The 25,590-nt window shown below is 70.2% G+C and carries 18 protein-coding genes and 2 pseudogenes; 4 read left to right on the forward strand and 16 right to left on the reverse strand.

All coding sequences use genetic code 11. From position 1 onward, the window contains the following. Positions 1 to 552 precede the first annotated feature (552 nt). Positions 553 to 825 (forward strand): annotated as a pseudogene (locus tag ACFVXC_RS23270) (IS5/IS1182 family transposase); the annotation flags it as partial. A gap of 32 nt (positions 826 to 857) precedes the next feature. Here the strand turns inward: ACFVXC_RS23270 and ACFVXC_RS23275 are convergent. Continuing rightward, positions 858 to 1,796: an alpha/beta hydrolase gene (locus ACFVXC_RS23275; RefSeq protein WP_389907999.1), complete on the reverse strand. Its 939-nt coding sequence runs from the start codon at positions 1,794 to 1,796 to the stop codon at positions 858 to 860. A 142-nt stretch (positions 1,797 to 1,938) separates the two neighbouring features. Here ACFVXC_RS23275 and ACFVXC_RS23280 point away from each other — a divergent pair, with 142 nt between their 5' ends. Together ACFVXC_RS23280 and ACFVXC_RS23285 are read left to right on the forward strand one after the other, a co-directional pair. Beyond that, positions 1,939 to 2,970 carry a GlxA family transcriptional regulator gene (locus ACFVXC_RS23280; RefSeq protein ID WP_389908001.1) on the forward strand — a complete coding sequence of 344 codons (1,032 nt, stop codon included), beginning with the start codon at positions 1,939 to 1,941 and terminating at the stop codon, positions 2,968 to 2,970. Positions 2,971 to 3,144: 174 nt separating this feature from the next. Then, positions 3,145 to 3,312 (forward strand): annotated as a pseudogene (locus ACFVXC_RS23285) (transposase); the annotation flags it as partial. Between the two features lie 545 nt (positions 3,313 to 3,857). On the opposite strand, the gene ACFVXC_RS23290 reads toward ACFVXC_RS23285, so the two are convergent. After that, on the reverse strand, positions 3,858 to 4,745 hold the full coding sequence (locus ACFVXC_RS23290) for an alpha/beta hydrolase (protein ID WP_389908003.1): 888 nt from the start codon (positions 4,743 to 4,745) through the stop codon (positions 3,858 to 3,860). Positions 4,746 to 4,892: 147 nt separating this feature from the next. Between ACFVXC_RS23290 and ACFVXC_RS23295 the strand changes: the two genes are divergently transcribed. Further along, entirely contained in the window at positions 4,893 to 5,765 is an 873-nt protein-coding gene (locus ACFVXC_RS23295; protein WP_389908005.1) for a helix-turn-helix domain-containing protein, read from the forward strand. A 543-nt stretch (positions 5,766 to 6,308) separates the two neighbouring features. Here ACFVXC_RS23295 and ACFVXC_RS23300 read toward each other — a convergent pair. From ACFVXC_RS23300 to ACFVXC_RS23365, 14 genes are all read right to left on the reverse strand, one after another. Next, positions 6,309 to 6,614, reverse strand: a complete 306-nt coding sequence (locus tag ACFVXC_RS23300; RefSeq protein WP_389908079.1) for a NucA/NucB deoxyribonuclease domain-containing protein — start codon at positions 6,612 to 6,614, stop codon at positions 6,309 to 6,311. Positions 6,615 to 7,674: 1,060 nt separating this feature from the next. Further along, entirely contained in the window at positions 7,675 to 10,854 is a 3,180-nt protein-coding gene (locus tag ACFVXC_RS23305) for a hypothetical protein (RefSeq protein ID WP_389908007.1), read from the reverse strand. A 13-nt stretch (positions 10,855 to 10,867) separates the two neighbouring features. Beyond that, complete coding sequence (locus ACFVXC_RS23310; RefSeq protein WP_389908009.1) at positions 10,868 to 12,415, reverse strand: IPT/TIG domain-containing protein; 1,548 nt, start codon at positions 12,413 to 12,415, stop codon at positions 10,868 to 10,870. A 56-nt stretch (positions 12,416 to 12,471) separates the two neighbouring features. After that, positions 12,472 to 14,511 (reverse strand): hypothetical protein, encoded by a 2,040-nt coding sequence (locus ACFVXC_RS23315; RefSeq protein WP_389908011.1) that lies wholly within the window; start codon positions 14,509 to 14,511, stop codon positions 12,472 to 12,474. Positions 14,512 to 14,517: 6 nt separating this feature from the next. Further along, on the reverse strand, positions 14,518 to 16,074 hold the full coding sequence (locus tag ACFVXC_RS23320; protein ID WP_389908013.1) for a baseplate J/gp47 family protein: 1,557 nt from the start codon (positions 16,072 to 16,074) through the stop codon (positions 14,518 to 14,520). 33 nt (positions 16,075 to 16,107) lie between these two features. Then, entirely contained in the window at positions 16,108 to 16,470 is a 363-nt protein-coding gene (locus ACFVXC_RS23325; RefSeq protein WP_389908015.1) for a GPW/gp25 family protein, read from the reverse strand. Between the two features lie 39 nt (positions 16,471 to 16,509). Further along, positions 16,510 to 16,998, reverse strand: a complete 489-nt coding sequence (locus ACFVXC_RS23330; RefSeq protein WP_389908017.1) for a hypothetical protein — start codon at positions 16,996 to 16,998, stop codon at positions 16,510 to 16,512. A gap of 4 nt (positions 16,999 to 17,002) precedes the next feature. Next, positions 17,003 to 17,698, reverse strand: coding sequence for a phage baseplate assembly protein V (locus ACFVXC_RS23335; RefSeq protein ID WP_389908019.1), 696 nt, complete (start codon positions 17,696 to 17,698; stop codon positions 17,003 to 17,005). Beyond that, the gene (locus tag ACFVXC_RS23340) at positions 17,695 to 18,849 is read right to left on the reverse strand and encodes a phage late control D family protein (protein ID WP_389908021.1); all 1,155 of its coding nucleotides are present in this window, start codon (positions 18,847 to 18,849) and stop codon (positions 17,695 to 17,697) included. The genes ACFVXC_RS23335 and ACFVXC_RS23340 overlap by 4 nt, the downstream gene beginning before the upstream one ends. Positions 18,850 to 18,858: 9 nt before the next feature. Beyond that, positions 18,859 to 19,443: a hypothetical protein gene (locus ACFVXC_RS23345; RefSeq protein ID WP_389908023.1), complete on the reverse strand. Its 585-nt coding sequence runs from the start codon at positions 19,441 to 19,443 to the stop codon at positions 18,859 to 18,861. Positions 19,444 to 19,450: 7 nt separating this feature from the next. Further along, positions 19,451 to 20,170: a hypothetical protein gene (locus ACFVXC_RS23350; RefSeq protein WP_389908025.1), complete on the reverse strand. Its 720-nt coding sequence runs from the start codon at positions 20,168 to 20,170 to the stop codon at positions 19,451 to 19,453. Positions 20,171 to 20,175: 5 nt separating this feature from the next. Then, positions 20,176 to 22,416, reverse strand: coding sequence for a DUF4157 domain-containing protein (locus ACFVXC_RS23355; RefSeq protein ID WP_389908027.1), 2,241 nt, complete (start codon positions 22,414 to 22,416; stop codon positions 20,176 to 20,178). Beyond that, a complete protein-coding gene (locus ACFVXC_RS23360) occupies positions 22,410 to 24,566 on the reverse strand; it encodes an ATP-binding protein (RefSeq protein WP_389908029.1) in 2,157 nt (718 codons plus the stop codon). The genes ACFVXC_RS23355 and ACFVXC_RS23360 overlap by 7 nt, the downstream gene beginning before the upstream one ends. Then, on the reverse strand, positions 24,563 to 25,402 hold the full coding sequence (locus ACFVXC_RS23365; RefSeq protein ID WP_389908031.1) for a DUF4255 domain-containing protein: 840 nt from the start codon (positions 25,400 to 25,402) through the stop codon (positions 24,563 to 24,565). Before ACFVXC_RS23365 ends, ACFVXC_RS23360 begins: the two co-directional genes overlap by 4 nt. Between the last annotated feature and the right edge of the window lie 188 nt (positions 25,403 to 25,590).

A 25,590-nucleotide genomic window follows, 5' to 3' on the forward strand; every position in this document is an offset into this window, starting at 1 on the left:
GCGCACGCCGACTTCGCCGCCCTCCAGCAGCGCGACCCCAGCCCCGCGTAGTTACTCAGTGCTACATGACGGGTGGCGGCAGCTGTACGAGAACACGGCCGCCTGGATTGTCAGGAGGCATTGAAGGCCCACTGAGATTGCTTGCCTGACCCCGCACCCGCTCGCGCGCAGGGCAGGCGGTGGGTGCCGAGCTGTGTGCTTCACACAAGATGGGAGCCTGCGGGCAGGAGCTCTCGTTCCAGCCGCCATTCGGTCTACGAGGCGTCAGGGCAGTCAGGGGCACGGACACCCACAGCGCCCCGTCGTCGTCGATCAGCAGCAGCCCGGTGGCGTGCAACTCGTGAAATGACCGCAGCGCTTCCTGCTCATCGATGCCCTGTCGCGACGCATGATCTCGCCGAAGAACCCACACCTGCTGAGGGTGAGGTCCAGGGTGACTCGTTCTTGGCCACGATCGGATAGGTCATCCGGTTGTGCTGGCGTCCACTTAAACGGATGACCCATCCGATTATTTGAGTGGAGGAGCTCATGACGAAGACAGCCGTGATCACGGCCGGGACAGGCGGCATCGACCTGGAGATCGTCCAACGCGCCCCCGGTACCAGGGGGTTCACTCCGATCCCGAAACGCTGTGCGGTGGAGCGCACCTACGGCTGGCTGATGCTGCACCGTCGCCCGGCCCGCGACTACGAAACCCACCCACACCGTTCCGAAGCCATGATCCACCTCGCCACGACCGACCTCTTGGCCCGCCGCCTCGCCAGAGAGAACACCGTCTCCTGGCGAGACTCGACACCACCACACCAAAGCCGCATCCAGGGATGAAACAACAGGAGGAAACGACCCCTCAGCCTCAATCAGGGGTGGAGGGCGTCGCGCAGGGTGCGTACCTGGTCGGTGAGGTTGTGTTCGCTGATGCGGGCCTGCGGGAAGAGGAGGTCGAAGCCGTGGACGGCGCCGGGGACCTGGACGAGTTCGGTGGTGACGCCGGCGGCGGACAGGCGTGCGGCGTAGTCGCGGCCCTCGTCGCGCAGCGGGTCGATCTCGGCCACGGCGATATAGGTGGGCGGCAGGCCGCTGAGATCGGTGGCGCGGATCGGGAAGGCGTACGGGTCGGCGTGGCCGTCCTTCGCGTAGTACTGCACGGCCAGTTCCAGCGCCCCCCGGTCGAAGACCGGGGTATCGGTGAACTCCCGTGCCGAGGCGCTGGTGAGACTGCCGTCCACGCTGGGGTAGGTCAGGGACTGGAAGAGCAGGTGGGGGCCCGCCTGGTCGCGGGCGCGGAGCACGGTGGAGGCGGCGATGTTCCCGCCGGCGCTGCCGCCGGCCACCGCGATGCGTGTTGGGTCTGCGCCGAGTTCGGCCGGGTTGTCGGCGATCCAGGTCAGGGCGGCGTAGACGTCGTCGGCTGCGGCCGGGTAGGGATGTTCGGGGGCGAGGCGGTAGTCGACGGAGACGACGACGGCGTGGGCGTCGCGGGCGTAGCGCAGGGAGCGCCCCTCTTCGGCCTCGGGGGATCCGTAGGTGAAGGCGCCGCCGTGCACGTAGAGGATCATCGGCAGGTCTTCGGTGGCGTCGGGGCGGTAGACGCGCAGTCGCAGTTGTCCTGCGGGGCCGGGGATGTACAGGTCTCGCACCTTGACCTGGTCGTCGACGGGGGTGTCGGGGTGTGCGCGCAGCAGTGCGTAGCGCTGGGGGTCGGCGAGGACGGCGTCCAGGCCATGGACGGGGAAGACGCCGGTGTCGGCGGTGTCGAGCAGGGTCTGGATTTCGGGATCGAGCGCGGGGGAAGTCATGGCTGGCTGGGCACCTTCCGGGTGTTCGACCGGGTGCTGCCCGGTCTGTTGTGCGGTCTGTTGTGCGGAACTGACCTCAGTCTCTGCCGATCACCAGCGGCACAGAAGTGGCCCGGGAGCCACTATGTGCAACTATTGGGCCATGACTGTTGCGACACCGCACCATGTGGCCGTCCTGGCCCTCGCACCGGTGGTGGCCTTCGACCTGAGCATCCCGGCCCAGATGCTTGCCTCGGTCGAAACCCGCGCGGGCACCGCGGCCTACGAGGTACGCACCCTCACCCCGGACGGCTCCCCAGTACCGACGGTGAACGGGTATGGCGTCACGCCGCAGGGCGACTTGTCCCTGCTGGAGCACGCCGACACGGTGATCGTCGCCGGCACCCGCTGCCCGGAGGTACTGGACGCCGGCGCGGTGGACGCCTCCGTCGCCGAAGCGCTGCGCCGTGCGGCCCGGCGCCGCGCCCGGCTGGTGTCCCTGTGCACCGGCTCGTTCGTACTCGCGGCCGCCGGCCTGCTGGAAAGCCGTCGGGCCGCGACCCATTGGCGCTACGCGCAGCAGTTCAGGCGGCTCTTTCCCGCAGTCGACCTCGACACCGACCCGCTCTACATCGCCGACCGCGGGATCCTGACGTCAGCCGGCGGCGCGGCCGCCATCGACCTGTGCCTGCACCTGGTCCGGGAGGACCACGGCAGTTCCGTGGCGAACCGGGTGGCGCGGTACAACGTCGTCGCGCCCATGAGAGACGGAGGGCAGGCACAGTACATCGAGCACCCGGTCCGGGAGGACGCGGACACCTCGACGGCCGGGGCACGGACGCTGATGACCGAACACCTGGACCGGCGGCTGTCCCTCAAAGACCTCGCGGCCCACTGCCACATGAGCGTACGAACCTTCACCAGGCGCTTCCGACAGGAGACCGGACTCTCCCCGGCCGAATGGCTCGCCTCGGCCCGCTTGGCACACGTACGCCACCTGCTGGAGTCGACCGAACTGCCGGTTGACGACATCGCCGCCAGGGCCGGCCTGGGCAGTGGCACCAACCTGCGGCAGCATATGCGCACCGCCCTGGACATCACCCCGTCCGCCTACCGCAGGGCATTCCGCTCGGCCACCACTGCCTTCGCACCGCCCCTCTCCGAGGACCAGCGGGCCCGGTCCGCAGGCACGTGACGCCGTTCGGCGCGGGTTGCCCCGGAAACACGACCGCTTGCACGGAGAGTCGGCCGCGCCGAGAGGCCGAGAGGCCGCGGGGCACGGGTGGTGCGCCGGCGTCCCGGTCAGCGCGCATGGCGCAGCGGCGTGCTCTTGATAGTGAGGTGGGATCAGTCAGTCGTTGGTCTGGGCGTGCCGTTGACTGATGCGCAGTGGGCGCGGATCGAGCCGTTGCTCCCGGACCGGACGCCGAAGCGAGGTGGTCGCCGGCGGGATCACCGCGAGGTGATCGACGCGATCGCCTACAAGTTCCAGACCGGGACCCAGCGGGTGCATCTGCCGGAGAGTTACGGCAACTGGCGGGGCGTCTACATCCGGTTGCGGATATGGGCCGTTGACGGCACCTGGGAGCGGGTGTTCACCACCCTGGTGGCGGTGGTGCCAGCCGCGCCAGGTGCGGCCCTCGAAGTGGTCCAGGCCCAGGCCGTGTTTGAGTTCGCGGCAGTCGTGCTCGATGCGCCAGCGCATCTTGGCCCAGCACACCAGCTCGGGAGGGATCCGATGCACCATTCCCGACAAGGTCGACCAGGCACGCAACCGCCAGAAGCTCGGCTCCCGCGGTGGCCGACCGTCGCGTTTCGATCCGTCCGACTACCCCGAGCGCCGTGCTGTCGAGTGCGGGATCAACCGCCTCAAGAGACATCGCGCGGTCGCCACGAGATACGACAAGCTTGCCGTCCGCTACGAGGCCGTGGTGCTGGTTGCAGCCATCGGAGAGTGGCTGCAACCAGCACCTTCGCGACACTTGGCAGCCTGACCCTCGCCGGGGACACCCCACCCTGGCCAAGCGAGCTACCCGCAGCGCGGACGAGGGGTCCGCTGGATGGCCGCTCACGCTTGCCGACTCAGGCGAGGTGCTTGCTGAAGAACTCGACCAGCTTGGCGACGGCAGGAGTCACGTACTGGTCGCGGTCGTACAGGTCGACGTGGGTGGCGCCGTCGACGAGGAACAGCTCGGCGTTGCCGGGGCTGTCGGCGACGGCCTTCTCCGAGAACCCGCGGGTCACCGCCTCGGTGCCGGCGATCATGAGCAGCGGGCGAGGCGCGATCTTGGCGACGTCGGCGAAGGAGTCGAACTGGTCGAGTAGATCCGCGCTGCGCACGACCATGTCACCCGTGGAGCGCGGGTGCCTGCCGCGGGGCGTCTTGTAGTAGTCGACGAACTCGGCCGTCGGGGCGGGGGTGTCGGCATCGGCCTTCTCCGGCAGCACAGCGAACGTTGCCGCGGGCTCGCCGGCGGCTTCGGCGCTGCGGAGGTTTCCGGAGTTCGCCACCATCTGCTGCCAGCCCTTGGGGTCGGCGCCGCGGAAGAAGCTGGGCACGTCGGTCCCGGAGACGCCTGCCACGGCCTTCATGCGGTGGTCCGTCTGGGCCGCGTAGGGCACGTAGGCGCCCGAGCCGCACACGCCCATCACGCCGATACGGTCGGAGTCGACCTCGGGACGGGTAGTGAGGTAGGAGACCGCCGCACGGAAGTCTTCCGCGCGCTGGAAGGGGTCCTCCAGGCCGTGGGGCGTGCCCTCGGACTCTCCCTGGAAGGCGGCGTCGAAGGTCAGGACGGCGAAGCCCTCCTTGACCAGGCGCGCGGCGTAGACCGCCGGGGACTGCTCCTTGACGCCGGTCGTCTGGTGGCCGACGACAATCGCGGCGAGCGGGCCGTCGCCGTCCTCGGGAAGGTAGAGGTGACCGGCGAGCTGCAGGCCGTTGGTGGGAAAGCGGACGTCAGTTCTCATTCTCTGCTCCTGGGGGTCATGACCGGCCGGCGATCTGCGGGCCTGTATCCACTGTCCGGTCGGCAACCTGGTCGCTGGAAGGGCGTACTCCTTCCTAGGAAGGATCTGTCCCAGGCAGAGCCCGTGCCCGGATGCCATGCTGAACGGGTGATCGGATCCGCACATCTTCGCGAGCTCGGTGAGCTCCTCAGACATCGCCGTGGCGAGCTCACCCCAGCGCAGGTGGGGCTTCCCGAGCGCGAGCACACCCAGCGCCGTGTGCGGGGGCTGCGCCGCGAGGAAGTGGCTGAGCTCGCCGCGATCAGCACCGACTACTACGTACGCATCGAGCAGGGCCGTCTGGCGCCGTCGAAGGCAGTGCTCGAGTCCCTCGGACGTGCGCTACGGCTGGACGGCAACCAGAGGTCGTATGCGGAAGGACTGGTAGACCAGGCCGCCAGGGCCGGGCACCGCAAGACGCCGCGTCGGCCGGCCCGGCCCAGGGTGCACGCGCACCTGACCCGGCTGCTCGGCCAGCTCACCGATACGCCCGCCATCGTCTTCGGCCCACGGCTCGACATCCTCGCCTGGAACCCGCTGGCAGCGGAGCTGCTGTGTGACTTCGCAGCCGTGCCCGAGCCCGAGCGCAACTACGTCCGCATGGTCTTCACCGACCCGGTGATGCGCGACATCTACCCGGACTGGGAAGACGTGGCCCGCACCTGCGTCGAAGTCCTGCGGATGGAAGCCGGGACGAATCCGGCCGACCCGGCCCTCACGGCTCTCGTGGGCGAGCTGGCCGTTGCCGATCAGCAATTCCGGGCCTGGTGGGCCGAACACCGCGTCGCGCACCAGGACTTCGGCAGCAAACGCATTACCCACTCCATCGCCGGCGAACTCACCCTCGACTGGGACACCTTTCGCTACGCCGGTGCACCAGAACAGCAACTCGTGCTCTGGTCGGCCGAACCCGGCACCGCAGACGCGGAACGACTGGCCGATCTGGCCCACGGCACGGCCCAGAGTCCGCAATCTTCGTGAGGATCACTGCGACTGAATCTTTTCGAGGAGCAGCGGACCGTCGTCACTTTCGATACACGGCCCAGCGGTCTCGCTGTGTTGAGGCCTGCTGTTCAGCTCGGTGGTCGGCGGGCTGCGCCGAAGGCTGTGTGCGGCATTGCGTGAACCAGCTTGCGACGGTCGCGGCGGCGACCCCAGTGAAGAGCTGGGCTGGTACAGAGCGAGGCTTTCCCGATGCTCTGCACATCAACTATGTGCGCAATTTCGCCGAACCGTTGACCGCGTTGCAGGACCAGTACTGCAAGAACGGCGCCCGCCCCTACCAAGAGCTGGAGGACGCCAGCGGCGGCCGCCTTACACACTCAACGAATGCCCGGGTGATGACCGGTCAGACTGGCAGGCTCAGTAGATTCTTCGTCGGTGCCGGAGGCTTTCCGGTCCTCTTTCTCAGGCACGCGAACCTCCCATGTCAGTCCAAGGGCATTAGAATCTTCCACTCGATCACGCAGCTGGGCGAGGGCCTGTTTGGCCCTCGCCCAGAAGTCAACTTCAGTCTTTTGCCGCCTAGTTAACGCAGATCCCGTAGGCATCTCCGTCAAGGATGCGATCCTGGCCGTACCGCTTGGAGAGTGCGCCTCCGGCCTTGGAGTTGTCTGACTGGGGAACGTACTTCACCGAGAAGTTGCCATCACCCTTCCCTGCGCCTTCCTTGGTCGAGGCGAAGGGGAACTCATCGCACTGCTCGCCCGTGTTGTGTGACAGCCCGGCACAAGCTGCATTCTTGGCCGCCCCGTTCTTCTTCGATACATCGGCGGAGGCGCTGTCGAACTTAGGGTAGGTGCGATGAAGAGGCGCTCGTCTCCCCTCCAGATGTACCCGGGGATGTCTTTGTCGGTCTTCTTCCGGTACGTCAGCTGCGGGGCGTGGAGGGCGTCAAAGACGTGCTCCGCGACGGCCTTGACGTCGGTATTCGTCCGGTCGTAGTGGAACGACGGGGTGACGCGGCTGAAGATGGCACCCTTGGTCCCGTACGGGACCAGGTACTCGCCAGAGTCGAACCTGACCACGTTGTCCGGCGCACCCCACCAGCCCGTGGTGCGTGTCCCGCTGGTCGCGAGGAACTGCGACCGGTATACGCACAGGGTGGCGTCATCGATGCGCTTACCGGCACCCTTGGCTGACGTGAGGTCGTAGGTAACCGCAACCCCCGTGCCATGGAAGGCGGCCGTGGGCTTCGGCGTGCCGGCCTGCCCGGGAGGCATGTCGGCAACAGTGCATCCACCCGGAGCTGTCGGACTTGCTGCGGTCGGCTCCCAGGTGATGCGAGCCGCTGGTGTTGCGAACACGCCAGTCTCTGTCGTGGCGTGTCGACAACCCAGCACCCTGGACCTGGAACGAAGAACATCCCCGTCCTCTGGCAAAGCCCCGACCCCAAGTCGCTTCCGGCCCCCGTCCTCCCTGCCTGGGCAACCGCACAGCTGGGCAAGGTCCAAGTCGAGCACCAGCCAGCGACCTGTCCCACCAACACTGCCCTCGGTCTGCGCAAGAACTGGCCGGTCGGCGATGCCTTCCCTCGGCGCCACCGAAGCAACCCAAGCTGACGATCTTCCGGCGGCCTCAGCAGACCCAAGGGCTGCCATCGAGGTGAGAGCAAGCCGCTTGAAACCTCCGGCTCCGGCCGCTCCGGCCTCGACTTGGACGTATCCTCGTAATACGCCGCCCTCCAGGTCCACTGGGTCGCGCAGCGCAACGCGCTGACCGTCGCCCAGGTGCGCAAGCTCGTGGCCGACCACACCGACGGCCGCACTCTGGGATTCCTGGGCGAGCCCACCTCAACATCCTCAAGCTCAACATCGTGCTCAAGGAACTCGCAGCTTCGTAACACCGCGACGGAGAACCGCCCACCCCTCGCGGGGCGGGCGGCCCGTGCCTACCGTGCCCAGGGGAACCAGTTGGGCAACTGGTCCGGTCGGCACGGCAGGTCCTTGGCCGTCTTCAGCGCCCCGACGCCGCGCAGACTCACCCCCGGGGTGGTCAGCGCCACGAAGGCGTCGTCGCGCGTACGGCCGCTGATGTCGGTGATGCGCAGGGCGATGGTGAACTTCAGGTGGGCCGTGCGCAGCCCGAACGACTGGGTGACGCCGATGGACTCGCCGAGATCCACCCATGCGCGGCGCTCCACCGCGTAGGCCTCCACCCGGTACGCGCGCAGGTCCGTGTCCGGCCGGACGAACACGGTGACGTCGTCGTCGCCACCGGCGGCCAGGATGACCAGGCGGGTGATACCGACCTCCAGCCGGCCCGCCGCGCCGAGCGAGACGAACGTTCCCGCGGGCTTGTCGACGACGCTGCCGAGCACCGCGCGCGCGTCGGCGTGCTGGTTGGCGTCCTTGATCGCGCCTGCCTCGAACTTGATGACGCGGTTGGTGTACCGCAGGTCGCCGACCGGCGGCGTGTGCTTCGGTACGAGCACGTCCTGGCCGCCGAACTGCAGGCCGATGGCGGGGTTGACCTTCGGGTCGAACGTCACCGTGCCGGTGTACGAGCCGTCGAGCCGGCTGGTCAGCGCGCCGGGCTTGCCGCCGAGCGCGGTGAGGCCGAAGCCGCCGGCCGTGTCGGGGTTGATCAGCAGGACGTTGCCGAACCGGTCCCGCGGGATGACGGTCGCGTCGATCTGGCCGGGCCCGGTCTGGTTGAGGTCGATCCGGGTGTGCTGCGGCTCGGGCCGCACCATGACGAGCGTCTCCTGCTTGCTCTCGCGGTGGAAGCTGGTGCCGTCGGCGGTGATGCCGGTGGCGGACAGGTAGAAGACGTACTGCTTCGGGACCGACGTGTCCGTGACGGTGGCCCGGTAGTTGCCGGTGCCGTCCGCGTCGCTCATCGCCTGGACGTGTTCGCGGCGGCTGCCGTCGATGTTCAGCCCGGCGAGCTGGGCCCCCAACTGCCTGACGAGCAGCGGGGTGGCGTCCTTGCCGGCGAGCAGCTCCTCGGCGCGCTTCAGCGCCTCGGCGGGTACGCGCAGCGCGGCGATCTGGTTGTCCGTCGACTGCACCGGCGCGGTGGTGGACAGCGATACCGCGGCGCCGGTCACCGGCCGGCCTTCGGCGGTGAGGCGGCCGGTAACGGTGATCGGGTCCCCGGCGAAGTAGGTGCCCTTGTCCTGGCTGACCTCCAGGCGCAGCGTCGAGTCGGTGAGCACGTCGTAGACGTAGTGCTCGACGTCGGGATCGCCCTCGCTCGTCGCGCTCGTCGTGCCCGTCGTGTCCGCGGCGCCGATGACTCCGCCGCCGGAGCTGACGAGCAGCCGCCAGGTGCCGTCGCGCCCCCGGGTGCCGGACGTGCCGGTGGCCCCCTCGGAGCCACTGTCGCCCCGCAGGAAGTCCCGGGGGATCAGGTACATGTTCGAGCGCGTCCCGCCGTGGAAGGTGACCTGGGAGAACCTGCCCTGGCCCGCGTTCTCCGGCGTGATCAGTTCGCAGTTCGGGGTCAGCAGTTCCAGCCGCAGCCTGCTGGCGTCGGGGGTGTTCCAGTCCAGGACGAAGGCGGCCTTGTCGTCGTACGGGGTGATGACCGTCTCGTGGCGGATCTCCCGCTCGCCGAAGACGAACACGCCCGGCGGGTCGGCGGGGGAGGAGGCGTCGGTCAGGCCCTCCTTGAGGGCGTTGCGCAGGACCGCGCCGAGTTGGGTGGGGGTGAACCCCGGTTCCGTGACGCTGTGCGAGACGCCGCCGAACGAGCCGTCGGCGAGGGTCTTGATCAGGATGTGGTCGACGTCGGTGTGCCCCTCGACGCCGTACCCGATGCCGTACATCGTGATCTTCTTCTCGGCGAGCGAGGTGCCGGTCGGCGCCGTGCCGTTGGGTGGTGCGGTGAACTCCTTCGGGTTGTGCGTGCCCGAGTTGTGTGCCCCGTCGCTCATCATGATCAGCCAGCGGCGGCTGGTGTTGACGCTGAGCGGGTCAGTGCCGAAGTAGCTGGTGGAAGGCGCCAGGACATGGTCGAGGCCGTCGCCCATCGGGGTGCTGCCGGTGGGCACGATGGCCTCGACGGCGCTGCCCGCGTCGGCCATCTCGGAGGCCGCGATCTGCTTCATCGGGACGATGTCGAAGCCGGCGGGGCCGGCGCCCACTGCGGGGAAGCGGGCGATGCCGAACCGGCCACCGTTGTCGGCGAAGAGGCCGAGGAGGTGCAGGAACCCCTTGGTCGCCGTGGTCAGCTCCCCCCAGCGGGACTCCGCGACGGTGGCGGGGGGACCACCGAGTGGGTTGCCGCCCATGCTGCCCGAGGAGTCGAGCAGGAGGACGACCTCCAGCTTCTGCGTGACGGCGGTCAACGCGAGTTGCTGGTTGTGGCCGGCGGAGGTGCCCACCGTGGGGTCCGGTGGTGTCACGACGATGTTCGTGGTCAGAGTGGTCTTGTTGTCCGGCGGGGGCGCGGCGGGCGCGGTGAACCGGAGCGAGAGGGTCTCTGTGCGGGAGGGGCGTACGGTCAGCGGCAGGGGCGAGGTGACCGTGAAGCCGCTGGTCGGAAGGGAGCCCGCCGTGGCGATGGCCAGCGGGGCGGTGCCCTTGTTGGACACCTGCACGCTGTCCGAGTCGGACTTGTTGACGAGGGAGAGGAAGGCGGACACCGTGCCAGGCGAGATGTCGAGCCAGGGTTTGGCCGTGTCGGTGGCCGCGTCGGCCACCACCCAGGTGAACTCGACGGGCGCGCCACCCACGTTGTTGTTCTGGAAACCCAGCCGCCAGGTCTCCGCGGTGCCCGCCTGGTCGAACCCCATGCGGATGATGGCCACGTTGTCGGCCTCGACGTCGCGTTTCACGTCGCCCAGGTACGTGGTCTTGTTGAACACCCCGCCGGTGAATCCGGTGATCTCCACCGCGGGTCCCTCGGTGTCGCCGGGGGTGGCCGGGGTGTCGGGGTGTCCCGCCCGGATGAACAGCGTCGGGAGTTCGACGGCGCCCGTCGCGCACACCCGGACGTACATCATCTTCGCGTAGCCGCCCTGGTCGCGCGGCCCGGCCAACTGGTCGATGCCGACGAAGACCGGCAGCCCGGTGCTGACGGTGAGCGCGGCGGTCTGCGGATCGGGATAGATGTGGAACGCCATGAGCATTCCCTTCCTAACCGTTGATCGTGAATATGTCCGTGCTGGTGGCGGTGCCGCCCGCCGTGGTGACCGAGAGCTTCATGTCCTTGGTGGTGCCGGGCGGCGTCATCCCTGCGGGCACCCGTACGGAAATCTGGGTGGCGGAGGGCGTGCCGATGATCACCGCGGTGAAGGTGTCGAACTTGACCGTGACCGGGGCGAAGTTGAAGTTGTTGCCGTTGAGGATGATGGGCTGCTGGCCGGCCACCCCGGACTTAGGGGAGAACTGGGGCGGCGTGGTGGAGAAGGTCGGGGCGGGGATGTTCAGTTCGGCCCGGAACGGGTCGTCGCTGACGATGCTGCCCGCCGGGTTGATCACGGTGATCTTGACGTCGGCGTTGGTGCTGCCCGCGGGCACCAGGCCCGCCGGCACCTGGACGACCATGCGGGTGGCGGTCGGCACGCCGACCACCGTGGCGGCCACGGCCGCGAAGCGCACCTGCGTGCCGGCGGCGTTGAAGTTGAACCCGTTGAGCGTCACCTGCGTGCCCGGGGTGCCGTTGCCCGGACTGAACTGGGTGGTCGGCTCGGTGAACGCCGGCGCGGGGTCCGCCGTGAACGTGTCGTCGCTGATCACCGAGCCGCCCAGGTTGCTGACGGTGATCCTGACGGCCGCGGAGACACCCCCCGGGGTCAGCCCGCCCGGCACCCGGGCCACGACCTGCGTCGACGACGCCCCGCCCACGATCTTCGCGGGCAGGTCGCCGAAGCGCACGGTCACCGGGGCGACGGCGAAGTTGCTGCCGTTCAGGGTGACCGGCTGCCCGATGACGCCGCTCTTGGGCACGAACTGCGGCTGCCCGGGCGCCGGGACCGTGAACGCGGGCAGCAGCAGCGTCCGCTCCATCAGGCTCATCCTGCGCTCCATGTCGGAGACGGTCAGCCGGCGCTGCCGCAGATCGCCGATCACGGCTGCTTCGATGGTCGCCACCCCCCGGGGCCGCTGGAGGGAGGCCAGCGGGTAGAAGCTGTGTCCGGACGACGGCGCCGGCACCGCGTCCCCCTCACTGACCCGCACCACCCACACCGGCTTGAGCCGTACGGACGTCTGGACGCCCACGTCGCGGCTGTTGTTCAGCTCCGCGTCCACCGTGCCGTCCACCTCGGCCAGCGACACGTCCAGGTACACGGTGTCCGTCCGCGGATCGGGCTGCGCCGCCGTGGGCGCCGTGAGCACGGGCAGGCCCGGCTGGCTCTTGTACGTCACCGCCGCCGGGATGACCACCTCGACGCCGCCGACCAGCGCGCTGCCGGGCCCCCCGGCATCGCCGGCCGCGATGAGGAAGTCCTGACCGTTCTGCCCGGTGGGCAGCGCCTGCACGGCGAAGCCGTTGGCCCCGGCCGCGGCCCCGTTACCGACGTAGCGGTTGATGACCGCGCGGACCGTCGCCGAGATCAGGTCCTGCAACAGGTTCAGGTCCCGGTCCAGGACCGGCACACCCTGCTCGACGTGGATGCCCACGTACCCCTTCTGCTGGTTGGCCAGCAGCAGTTCCAGCGGTGACTGCGAATAGTCCGCCACGGTCCCCCTCCTTCTGCGGCGTTGCTCCGGTACGGCGTGATGGCTTGGCGAGATGGCTACGGAGTGATGAAGACGGGGCGCGCGGTGACCGGCATGGCGTCGGCGAGGACCCCGGCCAGCCGGGAGACCATCGCCTTGACCTGGTCCGGATCGGCGGTGCCCGGCGGCGCGAGGAACAGGCCGACGGTGTCCCGCCCGATGCGGTCGTCGTTGGTGCGCAAGCCGCCGGCCCCGGCGTCGTACGTGTACGTCTGGAAGTCCTCGAACCGGCCGCGGAGCCCCAGCTTGGCCGCGCCCGTGGCGTCGACGGTGGTCGTCCCCGCGTACCGGTGATCCACGGTGCGACTCGCACCGTAGTCGGCGCTCGCGTACTCCAGGCTCTCGTTGGAGCGGTGCACCAACAGGGTGCCCGACGGTGTGTCCACGGCGTACGGCCCGCGCCGCGCGTACGGCCCGCCTCCGATCCGCTGGTTGGCCCCCCACGTGAGCGGGGTGACGGCGAGGACGTTGCGGCTCAGGGACCAGCCGCCGTTCTGCGTCGAACTCCAGAACACCTCGATGTTGCCGTCGGCGGTCAGCAGCGCGGCGGGCTGCCGGTCGTGGTAGTCGGCACTGGCCTTCGGCAGCGCACGGATCGGGGACCAGTCCGAGACCGCCGGGTCGAGCCCCGCCTTGACCCGGTGCACGATGCTCCAGCGGGACTGGCCCGGCGGGCCGCCGCTCTCGTGCCGTGCCCAGAACAGCCACAGCCGCTGGGCCGTGCTCGTCGGATGGAACAGGACGAACAAGTCGTCCTCCACCCGCGGCGGTCGGCCGCCGTCCGCCGGCAGGGTCAGCGGCGCGGGCAGCCAGGCACCGCCGACGTTGCGGTTGTAGCGCAGCTCCCAGCCGTCGCCCACCGCCTCCAGCCAGAACAGCCACAGCCCGCCGGCGTTGTCGGCGACCGCGGTGGGCAACCGCCGCTCGGTGGCGGTGTCCCCGAACACGGCGGGCGCCGACCAGGTGGCAGGTCCCGTCCGCACGCTGTACCAGATCCGCCACTTGCGGTCCGCGGGCGGCTGCTCCGGGTCGTACCCCTGCCAGAACAGCCACACGATCCCGGCGCCCTGTACGGCCACCGAAGGGTGCTTGTCGATGCCCGGCCGGTCCACCCGCGGGGCGCTGGGCTCCCACTTCCCGCCCGCGAACCGTTTCATCCAGATGTCCCAGCCGTGCGGCCGGCGGGTGTGGAAGAAGAACAGCGACGAACCGTCTGCCTCGCGCAGCGCCACCGGCCGCCCGTCATGGGCGAAGTTGACGGACGCGAGCTCCGCGGGCGCAAAGACGCCGGAGGCATCGCGCAGCGCGGACCACAGGTTCAGCCGCTCCGGCTGGTTGGTGCGCGCCACGTTGTGGACGTACTCCTTGGTACGGCTGGTCCAGCCGGTGACCCGGGCCACGGTGGCGTCCAGCGTGGGCACCCCGCCGATGGTCCGGTAGATGCGCGGCGCGAACCTGACCTCGTTGCGCTGCGCGTCCACCGGCAGCCCGAAATCGGTCTGCCAGCCGATCCACTGCGCGAGGAGCGGCAGCAGCCGGCCGTCGACCCGGTCGAGGTCGCCGAGGTCGAGTCCGGCGCGGACGAGGCTGTAGATCCGGTCGAGTTCGCCGCCGGGCAGGTCCAGGAAGCGGCGGAGCTGCCCCTTGTCGCGGTCGGCCGGCAGGCCGCTGCCCACCGGAGGGGTGCGGTCGGCGTCGTAGCGGCGGTAGATCGCCGGGAGCATGCCGTAGAGCAGACTCGCGAAGTCGTACCGCGACGTGGCCATGGCGGACGTGTGGTTGTGCGGGTCGGGGTCGTACGTGGGCACGGGGGAGCCGCTGAACGGGAACAGCGTGTAGTAGTAGACCGTCCCGCCCCGGAGGCCGGTGTCGACGGTGCGCGTGTCGGGGCCGATCGTGTGGGCGATGAGCCGGCCGTCGTCGGGGCCGGTCGGATGGGTGCCCTCCCGGCGCACCACGCGGATCCCGGGCGCGCGCCCCGGATCGGGGTTGTGCCAGCTCAGGTCGATCCTGTTGCCGGAGGGGTGGGCGGTGGCCGTGATGTCCGTCAGCCGCACCGTCCGTCACCTCCTTCCCTGTTCGAGGACGATGACCTTCAGGCCGAGGCGGTAATCGGGCTCCGGCGGGACGATGGGCACCTCGTTCGAGCCGAGCACGAGGGTGCCGTGCGGTTCGACCGGCGCGCCCGTCCGGTCCCCGCGCCGGAACTCGGTGATGTTCACGAAGACGACGCCGGGAACGTCCTGCGTCTCCTCGTAGAACTTGCTGAGGTACACCGTCTGGTTGAAGTCGACCCGCTCGAAGTCCAGCAGGCGGGCGGCGGCCTGCTGGACCTGGGCGACGACGTCTTCCCGTACGTAGAAACTCTCGACCGCCAGCTCGGCCGTCACGCGGATCGGGACGTAGTCGACGTCGGAGACCTCGATGAGCTGGCTGAGCATCCGTTTGTCCTCGAAGAAGCCCTTGAGGTCGGCCTCCAGCACGTCGCTGACCTTGCCGCCGCCCTGCGGCGCGACGTGCAGCGTCACCTGGTTCCAGCCGGTTGCCTCGGCGCGGACCTTGCCGACGCCCTTGAAGCTGAGGGCGAGCGCCTCGTAGTCGGCGGCGGTCACGGCGCGGCGCAGGGAGCGGAACACGGCGGGGGCGTGCTGCACGGCGTGCGCGATGTCCTCGCGCTCCGCGCCGCCGGTCGCGGGGGCGGGGTTGCTGACCGTCGCGCCGAGCAGTGCGAGCTGGGGTGCACCGACGATGGTGGTCACCGCGCCCGCGGGCACGTTGCCCGCCGAGCCGCCGCCGACGCGGTACGTGGCCCGGATCGCCGCGGCCTGCGGGGGGATCGCGCCGAACGTGCCGTCGCCGAAGACGACGGTGGCCCGGTCGGCGTCGTCGATCTCCACCCGGTAGTCGCGCTGCCCCGCCTGGCTGAACGCCAGGCTCTCCCGCAGCGTCCACGCGGAGGGCACCGACGCGAGCCGGCTCTCCACCACCACGTCCCGGCCCGCCGGTCGCAGGATCAGTCCCGGGTGGGCGAGGGGGAAGCGCTGGTTGGGCGCGTTGTCCGACGTGCCGAGCAGCTCGTCCCTGATCAGCCGGCCCTCCTCGACCGGGATGCCGCCCTGTGTCGGCCCGAAGACCTTCCGGCCGGTCGCCGGGTCGGCCGTCAGCTTCGAGAAGTCGATGACGAGCGGCGCCTCGCGGGTGTACTCGAACCTGACGCTCGGCTTGTCGCGCTGGCTCTTGGTCGCGAACGCGTCCCCCCGCGCCACGGTGACCGTCGCGGTGACGGTGCCGGGCACGGTCAGGCTCAGCGAGGCCGCCGCGGGGGCCGCGGTGCCCAGTTCGTAGCCGATGAGCCGCAGGTGTTCGATGACGCTGCGCCGGGTGCGGGCCGTGCCGAGGAAACTCTCGTTGGCCACCCGGTCCTGGTAGTAGCTGAGGATGTCGCCGAGATGCGCGAACAGTTGCAGCAGTACGTTGCCGAAGTCGGCCTCGCCCGCGAAGTCCTTCCACTCCGGCAGTTTCTGCGGGATCAGCCCGCGCATGGACGCGAGCAGGCTCTCGTAGTCGCGGGCCATGTAGTCGATGACCGGCCGATCGTCTGTCCTCTTGATCTCAGCCATGCCGCGTCCCCGCTCGTCCGTTCCCGTTCCCGCTCACCGGAACTGCACCCTGACCGCCTGCCGTGCGAGGTCCCGGCGCCGTACGTAGGCCACCTCGACGGACAGCGTCTCTTCCTGCGCCTGTACGTCCACTCCGCTGACCACGAGGTCGTCTCCCAGCCACCGGGTCAGCGCCTGGCCGACGGTGAACTCGACGGCCGCGGCCAGGATCGCGTTGGCGGGGTCGAAGACCAGGTTGAACAGCCCGCACCCGAACTCCGGTTGGTTGATCCGCTCCCCGGGTGCCGTGAACAGCACCTGGATGACCTTGCCGCGCAACTCCGCGCTCTCGTCGGGCTCCGGCACGATGGCACCGGCCGCGCTGACGCCGAACGGGAATCCGAACCCTGTCGCCACGCTCGCCCCCTCCCTCTCGCTTCGCCGCTCGTATGCCGGTCACTGGGAGCAGGCCACCAGCGACTGCTGCTGCGCGCTGACCTTCGACTCGCCGGGTGTGGGCAGGCCGCTGCACGTGTCGATCACGTCCTTGTCGAGCAGTACCTTGACGCCGCCGATGGTCAGCAGCTTGCTGCCCGCACCGGCGCCGGGTGTGCCGCCGCCGAGCGGGGTGTCGAGGATGGACAGCGAGGTGGCGAGGGGTTTCGGCGCGGCGGGCACGAAGTCGCTGCCGGCGGGCCCGGCGTGGCCCCCGGGTGGGGGGCCCGGCGCGGTCTGGCCCGCGTCGAGGGTGCTGCCGCTGGTGACCAGGGCCACCGGCACGCCGTTGATCCGTACGAAGTCGCTGAGCCCTTCCGTGATCGAGCCCTGGTAGGCGTACTTCCCGAGGCCCGCGTAGGGCGTCGTGCCGTTTTCGAGGGTGCCCGATACCTTGTGCGTGTCGGTGCCCCGCACGCTGTCGCCCTTGACGGCGATGCTCTTGGCCATCGACTCAGCCCTCCTTCAGGTCGATGCTGGCGGCGACCACCGTCACGCTCTGGCCGGCGGCGTTGATGGTGAGGGGCGTCTTCGCGGTGAGGGTGACGGCGTCGGAGGACATCTGGAGAAAGTTGCCGGTGGCGTCGGTGATGCGGATGCCGTCGTCGGTGAGCGAGACGGTGTTGCCGCCCGCGTCGGTGACCGTGACCCCGGACTGATCCATCGTCAGGAGATGGCCGCGGCTGCCTTCGCGGACGAGGACCCGTTCCTTGCCGTCGGCGTCCTCCAACTGGATGGTGTGCCCCTTGAGAGTGGCGAGGATCTTCGAGGTCGGGGGCGACTGCACCGCTTCCACGTCCTCGGTGCCCGCGTCGGAGCGCGGCTTCGGCACCTGGCTCTCGTCGCCCGGCCTGCTCCAGTACGTACCGACCCAGATGGGGAACTCTGTGTCTCCCCGCTCGAACTCGACCCACACCCCGGCCTCGCGCTCCGGAATGAACAGCAACCCCTGCCCCGCGGCCCCTCCGTACGGGACACAGGGCGTGGCCCAGCCGGTGACGACCTCCGGGCCCAGCACGTCCGCGACGGTGAGCCGCAGTCGGCCGAGGCGCGAAGGGTCGTCGTTGTCGACCACCGTGCCCCGGTACTTGCCGTAGCAGCGCCGCCCGGTGTCCTCCACCAGGCCGGCGACTATGCGCTCCAGCGTCACAGCGACACCTCCGCGGCCAGGGCGCCCGCGGCCAGTAGTCCGGCCGCCGCGTCGGCCCCGCCGGTTGAGAAGTCCTCGTCGCCCCTGGGCGCCAGTGCGTTGCGCTTGATGCGGAACGTCTGGAGGTAGCCGTCGAGGGTAAACCTGTGGGTGACGTGCGCGACGTAGTAGACGCCGCTGTGCGTCGCCCCGACGCCCTTGACGGTGACGGTGGTGCGGGGCCGCAGGATGCTGCCGTACTCGTTGGCGGCGATCTCGCCCTCCCCGGTCACCAGCCACTCGGCCTGGTCGTGGACGCTCTGGCAGATGTCGGTCATCTCCGGTACGCCGGTGGTCACGCTCTGCGCCACGTACACGAGCCCGGGCTCCATGCCGGGGCCGAGGACACCGGCGGCCGGCGCCGCGCCCAGGGCGGTCTGGGAGCCGGGGACCGCGTGCGCTTCCAGCACGTCGCCGGTGATGTGGTCGATCTGGAACATCGCGACGTCCGTGGGGGCCAGCGCGTCGACCTCCAGGCTGAACCGGTTGACGTTCGTCTCTTCCCCGAAGTGCACCGCGAGCACCGGCTGCGGCGTGTCGTCGACGGCCGGCGGACGGAAGTAGCCCCTGTCGCCGTCCACGAAGCACTCGAAACCGTTGCGCAGGGCCAGCCGCCTGAGCAACTGGATGTCGGTCTCGCGCTGGATGACGGTCGACACCGCCTCGTCGTGGACGATCCCCGTGTCGGTCACCTGCGGCGTCAGCCCGTACGCCTGGAACGTCTCGGTCGCGATGTCGCTGTCCTTCTTGTTCGGCCAGTCCTTGAGCCGTTCCACGCGGTCCATCAGGACGCTGGCGTCCGTACCCCACACCTGGAGCCGGCAGGCGTCGAGCCCGGGGCCGAAGTCCGGGCGGACGTGCGTGATGTAGCCGGTCAGCAGCGGCTGCGCGTCGTCCTGTAAGCCCGCGGTGACCTGCACCCGCCGCCACACCATGAGCCGCTCGTCGTCCAGGTACGTCCACGACCCGTCGGGGCGCAGCAGCAGCGCCAGCGTCATCCGGAACATCCCGGCCAGTTCCTCGTCGAGCTCGACCTCCAGGTCCAGCAGGTCCGCGTAGAGGTCTGCGGCCTCCACGCCGTCGATGTCGATGCGCAGGTCGTCGTGGCGCACGCCGGCCCCCTATCCGCTCACTGCCGCGGGGATCGCGATGGGCTGACCGAGCCGCCCGCGGTCGACCGGCGGCCCGACGTCGAAGCCGCGCGCCGCGATCAGCGCGGCCAGGTCCTGCGTACTGACGTCGATGCGGTGGTACGTGACGACGACGGCGCGGGTGAACCGCTCGACGATCACGGTGACCTGCTGCCCGCTCACCGTCTGCGTCTGCGGGACGAGTTCCACGTCTTCGGCCACGGTCACGTCGCGCACCCCGTTCACCGCCGAAAGCGCGGAGATCAGCGCGGCCCACGGCGGGTCCTTCGCCGCCGTGGTGAGCGGGAAGCGGGTGGACGTCACGGGTTCCTGGCCGAGGAGTTCCAGGGGGGAGAGGAACAGCGGGTTGGCGTCGCAGATGTGCCAGTAGTGCAGGGGTTGCCCGTAGTAGGAGGCGGCGAGCTGGTCAAGCCGGTCGCCGGAGTCTACGGTGTGCTCCAGCGCGCCGGACGTGTCGGGCAGCGGCCGGACGCCCTTGGCGGGCAGGATCCGGCCGCGGGCGTCGGGCGACACCACGTCGGGGACGGTGCGGTAGCGGGACAGCTTGCTGAACATGTGTCACTCACCCTGGGACGACGACGTTCGCTGCATCGGTGACGGCGGTGGCGAGCCCCACGGTCGACATGACCTCCGTCATGGTCTGTGTGTACCGGTAGGGGATGCTGCTGCCCTCGATGACCGTGAGGGAGACCGAGACGGTGGCCCGGACGGGGTTCAGATCGGCGCTGAACTCCGTCTCGGTGATGTTGAGAGAGTTGATGTTCACCGGCAGCACCCGTTTGCGGCCGAAGATGAACAGGATCAGCGGCGGGTTGGCGCTGCGGGTGAAGCTGAACCCGTCGGGCTTGTGCAGCAGCCGGGCTGCGAGGCCACCGAGCACGCTCTCCCGCTTCGGCTGCGTCATCATTTCCAGCGTCGCGATCTGCGGGCCGATGCCGAACTGTTCGGTGACCGTGTCGCCGTCGTCCAGCCGGTCGGTGGCGTCGAGGCGGATGTCGAAGCCGAGCTTCTGCTCCTCCACGGTCACCAACTGCTCCCGCTGGACGTCCAGCAGGCTGGAGCGCCGGCCGTGTTCGGTGCGCAGGGTGCGCGGCGGTGCGCCCGACTTCTGCGCCGCCGCTGCCGCCGCGGGGGCGCCGGCGAAGGTGTAGGACAGCGATCGGTTACGGGTGAGCTGCACGGGGTTGAACTGGAACACCACAAGGAGCGGCGGCAGGCTCAGCCCGTACTCCACGAATGCGCCGCGCAGAATGCGAGGCTTGTTGGGAAAGCCGTCGGTCATCTCGCCTAGTCCTCCCCGCCCTTGCAGGTCAGTTCTCCGGTGGTGCAGTGGCCGTGCGGATAGGTGGTCAGGATCTGGCGTACGTTCATGCGGCGCTGGCCGAGGGGTTCCACCCAGGCGAGGCACTGGAAGACGTGCAGGACGTCCGTGGGGGTGGAGTAGACCTTGTTCGGGTTGGCGCCGCCCGGGTAGTAGCGGGTCACGCCGCCGTGCGCGAAGCGCAGCGCCGCCTCGAAGTTGTTGCCGCACCCGTTGGCGTCGATCAGCGCGGCGAACCACGGGTTGTCGGGGTGCCTGGTGCCGGACAGGCCGCCGTCCAAGGTCTCCTCGGCGTGGTCGGGGCTGCTGGGCTTGGCCCAGACGACGACGGCCGCGGTGCTGCCGGCCAGACCGACCTGGAGGAGCACCCCTTGGACGAAGCGCACGATGTCGATGCACTGCGCCCCGGTGGCCAGGTCGTCCGCCAGCTTCCACGCGTTGTCGAGCCGGACGAACAGGTTGTAGCTGTTCCAGCGCTTCATGACGCTCGTCACCAGCGCGTGCGGGTCGAGGGAGCCCGCCTCACGGGCGGCTTCGCCGACGATCCGCGCCGACGTCCGCATGCGCCGGAGCGTGACCTCCGCTGGTGCGCGGGGCGGGCCGGCGGTGACGTACAGGCTGTGCCGGGTCCGGGCGATCTCGCGCTTCCACTGCTGCCATTCCAGGTCCCACACGATCTGCCGGTTCTCCAGCGAGGTGACGGTGTCGGGCAGCGCGGTGGTGCCGACGAGCGGCAGCATTTGGGCCGTGCCGCCGTGCAGGGTGCCGGAGAATTCGAAGTTCAGCGCGGGTTCGGTGCTGCGGCCGGTCAGCCGGACGGGCGCGGTCGGCGCGTTGAGCGGGGAGATGTTGAGGTTGACGTCGGCGCGGACGCTGGTGCCCATGGTCTGGCTGATCGGGCGGCTGTTCGCGAGCCCCTTGTCGGAGAACCACTCCGGTTCGCCGTACGCGCTGCCGTCGCTCTCCCAGTCGTCCTCGTTGTTCTTCATCAGTCCGTGGTCGGACCGGAAGGTGACGGAGCTGAGGAGCGTTCCGGGGTGGCTGCCCTCCTCGGTCTGCCGGGTGCCGCCCGTGCCGAGGGCCCGGTCGTAGAGCGCGGTGAGCTCGGGTTTGCGGGCGTTCGGCAGGTTGTCAAGGAGCCGGTCGTAGTTGATGGCGGCCATGGCGGTCGCGAGTTGGTTCCCCGATAGCTGTTTCAGCAGGTCGAGGGCGACCACCGCGTCCTGGTCGGTGACGGCCCAGTCGAAGAGCCCGTACGAGAGGCGGTCCTCGACGGTCTCCAGCGTGGTGGCGGGCGGTTGCAGCCCCGAGACGTCGGCGGCGAGCCGGTCGTACTCGGGGAGCCGCCCGTCGGGGAGGTTCTCCCGCAGCCGCCGCGCGTGGGTCGCGTCGTTGAAGAACACCGCCTGCTGGAGGCGGGGCAGCGACTTGAGGAGGTCCAGCGAACGGGTGGCGTCCTGGTCGGTGATGGCCCAGTCGAACAGCCCGTAGCCGAGGTAGTCCTCGATCTGGTCGAGTTCGGGGCTGATCGCCCGCTGTACGGTCTCGGCCGCCGGAGCCGCGCCACCGCGCTGCTGCACGACGTGGGTCAGTTCGTGGGCGAGCAGCCGGTGGTCGTGCTCGCTTTCGTTCTGCGCCAGGTGGATGTGGTGGCCGTGGGTGAAGGCGCGGGCCCGGATGTCGGCCGCGTACTGGTGGGACGGGGTGTCGGTGTGCAGCTGTACGTGCGCGAAGTCCTGGCCGAAGCGGGGCTCCATGAACGCGCGGGACGCAGGCGTCAGCGGGCGTCCGCCGCTGGTGGGCGGGGAGGCGGCCGGCGTGCCGCCGGTGCCGCCGTGCCCGGCCGGCAGCCGCTGGATGGCGGGGCGCGGGGCGGCGGGCGCGGGGCCGGAGAGCCCGGGGCCGGGGGCCGCGGCGATCCGTTCGGCGACCCGTTCGGCCTCCTGCTCGTACCGGTCGCCGGCGGGCCCGACGAGCGCGCTGGTCTGCACGGGACCGCAGCCGGAACAGCCTCCCGAGCAGCCGCACCCCGAGGGGCCGTCGTGCTCGCTGTCGCCGTCTTCGGCGAGGCGCTGGAGGTAGTCGCTGCCGAGGCTGCGCTGCAACGCCAGGTCGGTCGCGGCCCTCGCCCGGGGTGCCTGCGGCGGTGCCGGGCGCGGCCCGTGCGTCTGCGTGGAGTGGGTGGTCTGGTGCGGCATCGTCAGCATGGCCCCGTCCCTCCGACGGCCCCGACGGCGTCGTCGGCCGGGGCCGGCTCCGTCCAGAGCTTGCCGATCTTCTCGAACTCCCGCCGGACTCCCCGCAGGATGTGCCGTCGGCCGATGGGCCCGCCGTCGGCCGCGGCCAGGAACGCCGCGTTCAGCACGATGTTCTTGATGCTGCCGCCGGCCACTGGGAACTCCCGGGCCAGCGCGGCGAAGTCGACGTCCGCCGCGACCGGAGCCTGCGGCGGGAAGAGGCCCTGCCAGATCCGAAGCCTGCTGTCGGCCTCGGGGAACGGAAACTCGATGATGAAGCGGACGCGGCGGGTGAACGCGTCGTCCAGGTTCTGCCGCAGGTTCGTCGCCAGGACCACCACACCCTCGTACTCCTCCATTTTCTGCAGGAGGTAGCTCGTCTCGATGTTGGCGTACCGGTCGTGCGCGTCCGACACCTCGGTGCGCTTGCCGAACAGCGCGTCGGCCTCGTCGAAGAAGAGGATGGCGTTGCTGGTGCGCGCCTCGGTGAAGACGCGGGCCAGGTTCTTCTCGGTCTCGCCGATGTATTTGCTGACGACCCCGGAGAGGTCCACGGCGTACAGGCCGAGCCCGAGGTCGTGCGCCAGCACCTCCGCCGCCATCGTCTTACCCGTCCCCGGGACCCCGCTGAACAGCACGCTCAGCCCTTTGCCGCGGTGGGTCTCCCCGCCGAAGCCCCAACGGTCGTACACCTGGTGGCGGTGGCGGAGCTGGTCGCGGACCTCCCGCAGTTGCTCCATCCGGTCGGTGGGCAGCACGAGGTCGTCCCAGCCGGAGCGGGGCCGCACCTCGACGGCCAGGTCGCCGAGCCGCTGGCGGGACAGCGCCCGGCAGGCGGCGGACAGGTCGGCCAGGGTCATGGCGCGCGGCAGCGGCTCCATCAGCCGCCGGTTGCGGGCGTACCGGATCGCGGCCCGCATCCCGCCGGGCGACAGGCGGAAGAGCGTCGCCAACTCGGCGGCCCACGCGCCCGGCTCGGCGGTGTGCTCGGCGAGCAGCCGCTGCCACAGTGCGGTGCCGCGGGCCACGTCGGGCAGCGGCACGGGGACCGGCTGGAAGAGGGCGCCGGCGAAGCTCTCCGCGCCGTCCCAGGCCGATTCGCCGGTCAGGAACACCAGGTCGCCGAAGTCGGCGACGGCCGCTGCCAGGGCGGCGCGCAGCGGTGCGGCGTCGTCGTGGCGGAGCGCGTCGGCGTGCGGCAGGTGGACGGCGGCCCGGCACAGCCGCGCCTCCCTCAGGTCGGTGCCGTACGCCGGCTGGTCGCCGAGGCTGAGCAGCCCCATGCCCAGGTCGCGGCAGGTACGGCGGGCCAGCTCGCGCTTGCCCGCGCCAGAGGGGCCGTACAGATAGAACACCAGTGGGCGGGCGTCGCCGTCCTGTTTCAGGTGGTGTTCGGCGAGGCGGCGCAGGCCCTGCGCGAGATCCGCGTCGGCGTCTTCGGCCTCAACGTCGCTTTCGGCGGCGCCCTCCGCGCGGTACAGCCGTGCGTCGGGGGCGTCCGCGTCCAGCAGGAAGCGGCAGATCCGAGGGTCCAGCGCCAGGAACTGGGCGAGGCCGGTGGACCCCGAGGGGCTCTGCGGGTCGTCGATCTTCCGCAGGATGCCGGTGCGCAGCAGCGGCGCCGTCTCCTGGAACGCGCCGAGAGCGGCCCAGCGCTGCCGCTCACCCGGGCAGAGCAGGTCGAGGACGAGATCGACGCTGGGGCGCTTGCGGGTGATGTCGTCCTGGAGGTAGGCGTACAGCCGGTCGTACTTGCGCCGCAGTTCCGGGCCGAGGCACACGGTGACGGCCCGCAGCTCCCACGGGCTCAGCGCGAAGAGCGCACCGAGCGCGGGCAGCGCCAGCGTGACGCCGTTGGCGGCGCTGCGCTGCACGCGCGCGTCGATCTCCGCGTCCAGCCGGTCGAGTTCGGCGGCGGGGGAGGGCGGGTCCTGGGGTTGGTGGGTGAGCAGCCAGTCGACTTCCTGCCGGGTGATGTAGACGGTGCGGGCCGCCTGCTGCTGCGGGGCCGCCTCGTTCTGCAGGCTGACCGTCGCGAGCCGACGCTCGATCAATAGGTCGAGGCGGCGCAACTCGTCTGCGAGGTGCTCGCCGTTGTCCCGGTACGCGCGGTGGGTCATGGCGTGACCTCGAACACGAACGTGCGGCGGAACAGGTGCGAGACGTCCACGCGCACCTCGTAGAACCCGACCTTCAGGCCCGCGGCGAGCGTCACCGTGAACGCGTCACCGCTCAGCGGCACCGGGGCCCCGACCGGCTCGCCACCGAGACGCACGTCGGCGAGCCACCCGGCCAGGTGCGTACCGGTGAACGTGAGCACCGAGCCCGCCTGTCCCGCGGCCGGCGACATGGCGGTGACCTCGGGCGGGCTGAGGGGCGCCCGTACATCGGGAATGCCGACCCGGCGCACCCGCTTCGGCAGCGGGCGGGCCGCGCCCGGCAGCCGGTCGAGCTGGACGGTGGACACCTGGTAGAGCACGGAGAGCCGGAACGGCTGGGCGAAGGTGCTCCAGATCCGGCTCAGCTCCTCGTGGTCCAGCGGCGCGATCGCGATCTGCAGCTGCTCGCGGGCGTCGAGGAGACCAGGGTCGAGGTAGGTGCGGGGGACGACCGGGTTCTCGTGGAAGACCCGCATGGCCTCGCCCACGCTCTGGTGCGCGGTCACGTTGCCGCTCAGCGGGTCGTTGGGCGCGTAGGGCGTAAGGAGGTAGAAGAGGTACAGGGACAGGGGGGCGTCGAGGAGTTGGTCGGTGGTGCCCGGCCGGAGTGACCAGTCCTGGTTCTTGAGGTACGGATTCTCGGTGATCTTGTAGAGGAAGAGGTTGATGCGTCGGCCGCCGCCCGGCTCGTCGGGGGCGAGGACGGTCACGTCCATGGCCGGGGTGAGCCGCATCTCACCGACCAGGAGGCTGCGCAGCGAGGCGCTGACCATGCCGATCGCGGTCCCGGCGCTCACCGCAGGATCCTGCCGCGTAGCCGGGGGAGATGGCGCCGCACCCAGAAGGCGGCGATGCCGTCGAGGGGCGGGGGCGGGGGGCTGATGATGACGGGCGGCGCTGGCTGGAGAGGGATGGAGGGCGGCGGTTCGGCAATTGGTGCCGCCGCGGTCTCGTCCGGCCAGGGCATCCGCGCCGGGGGTCCGGG

This window comes from Streptomyces sp. NPDC058257 (assembly GCF_042881845.1).
Taxonomy (GTDB): domain Bacteria; phylum Actinomycetota; class Actinomycetes; order Streptomycetales; family Streptomycetaceae; genus Streptomyces.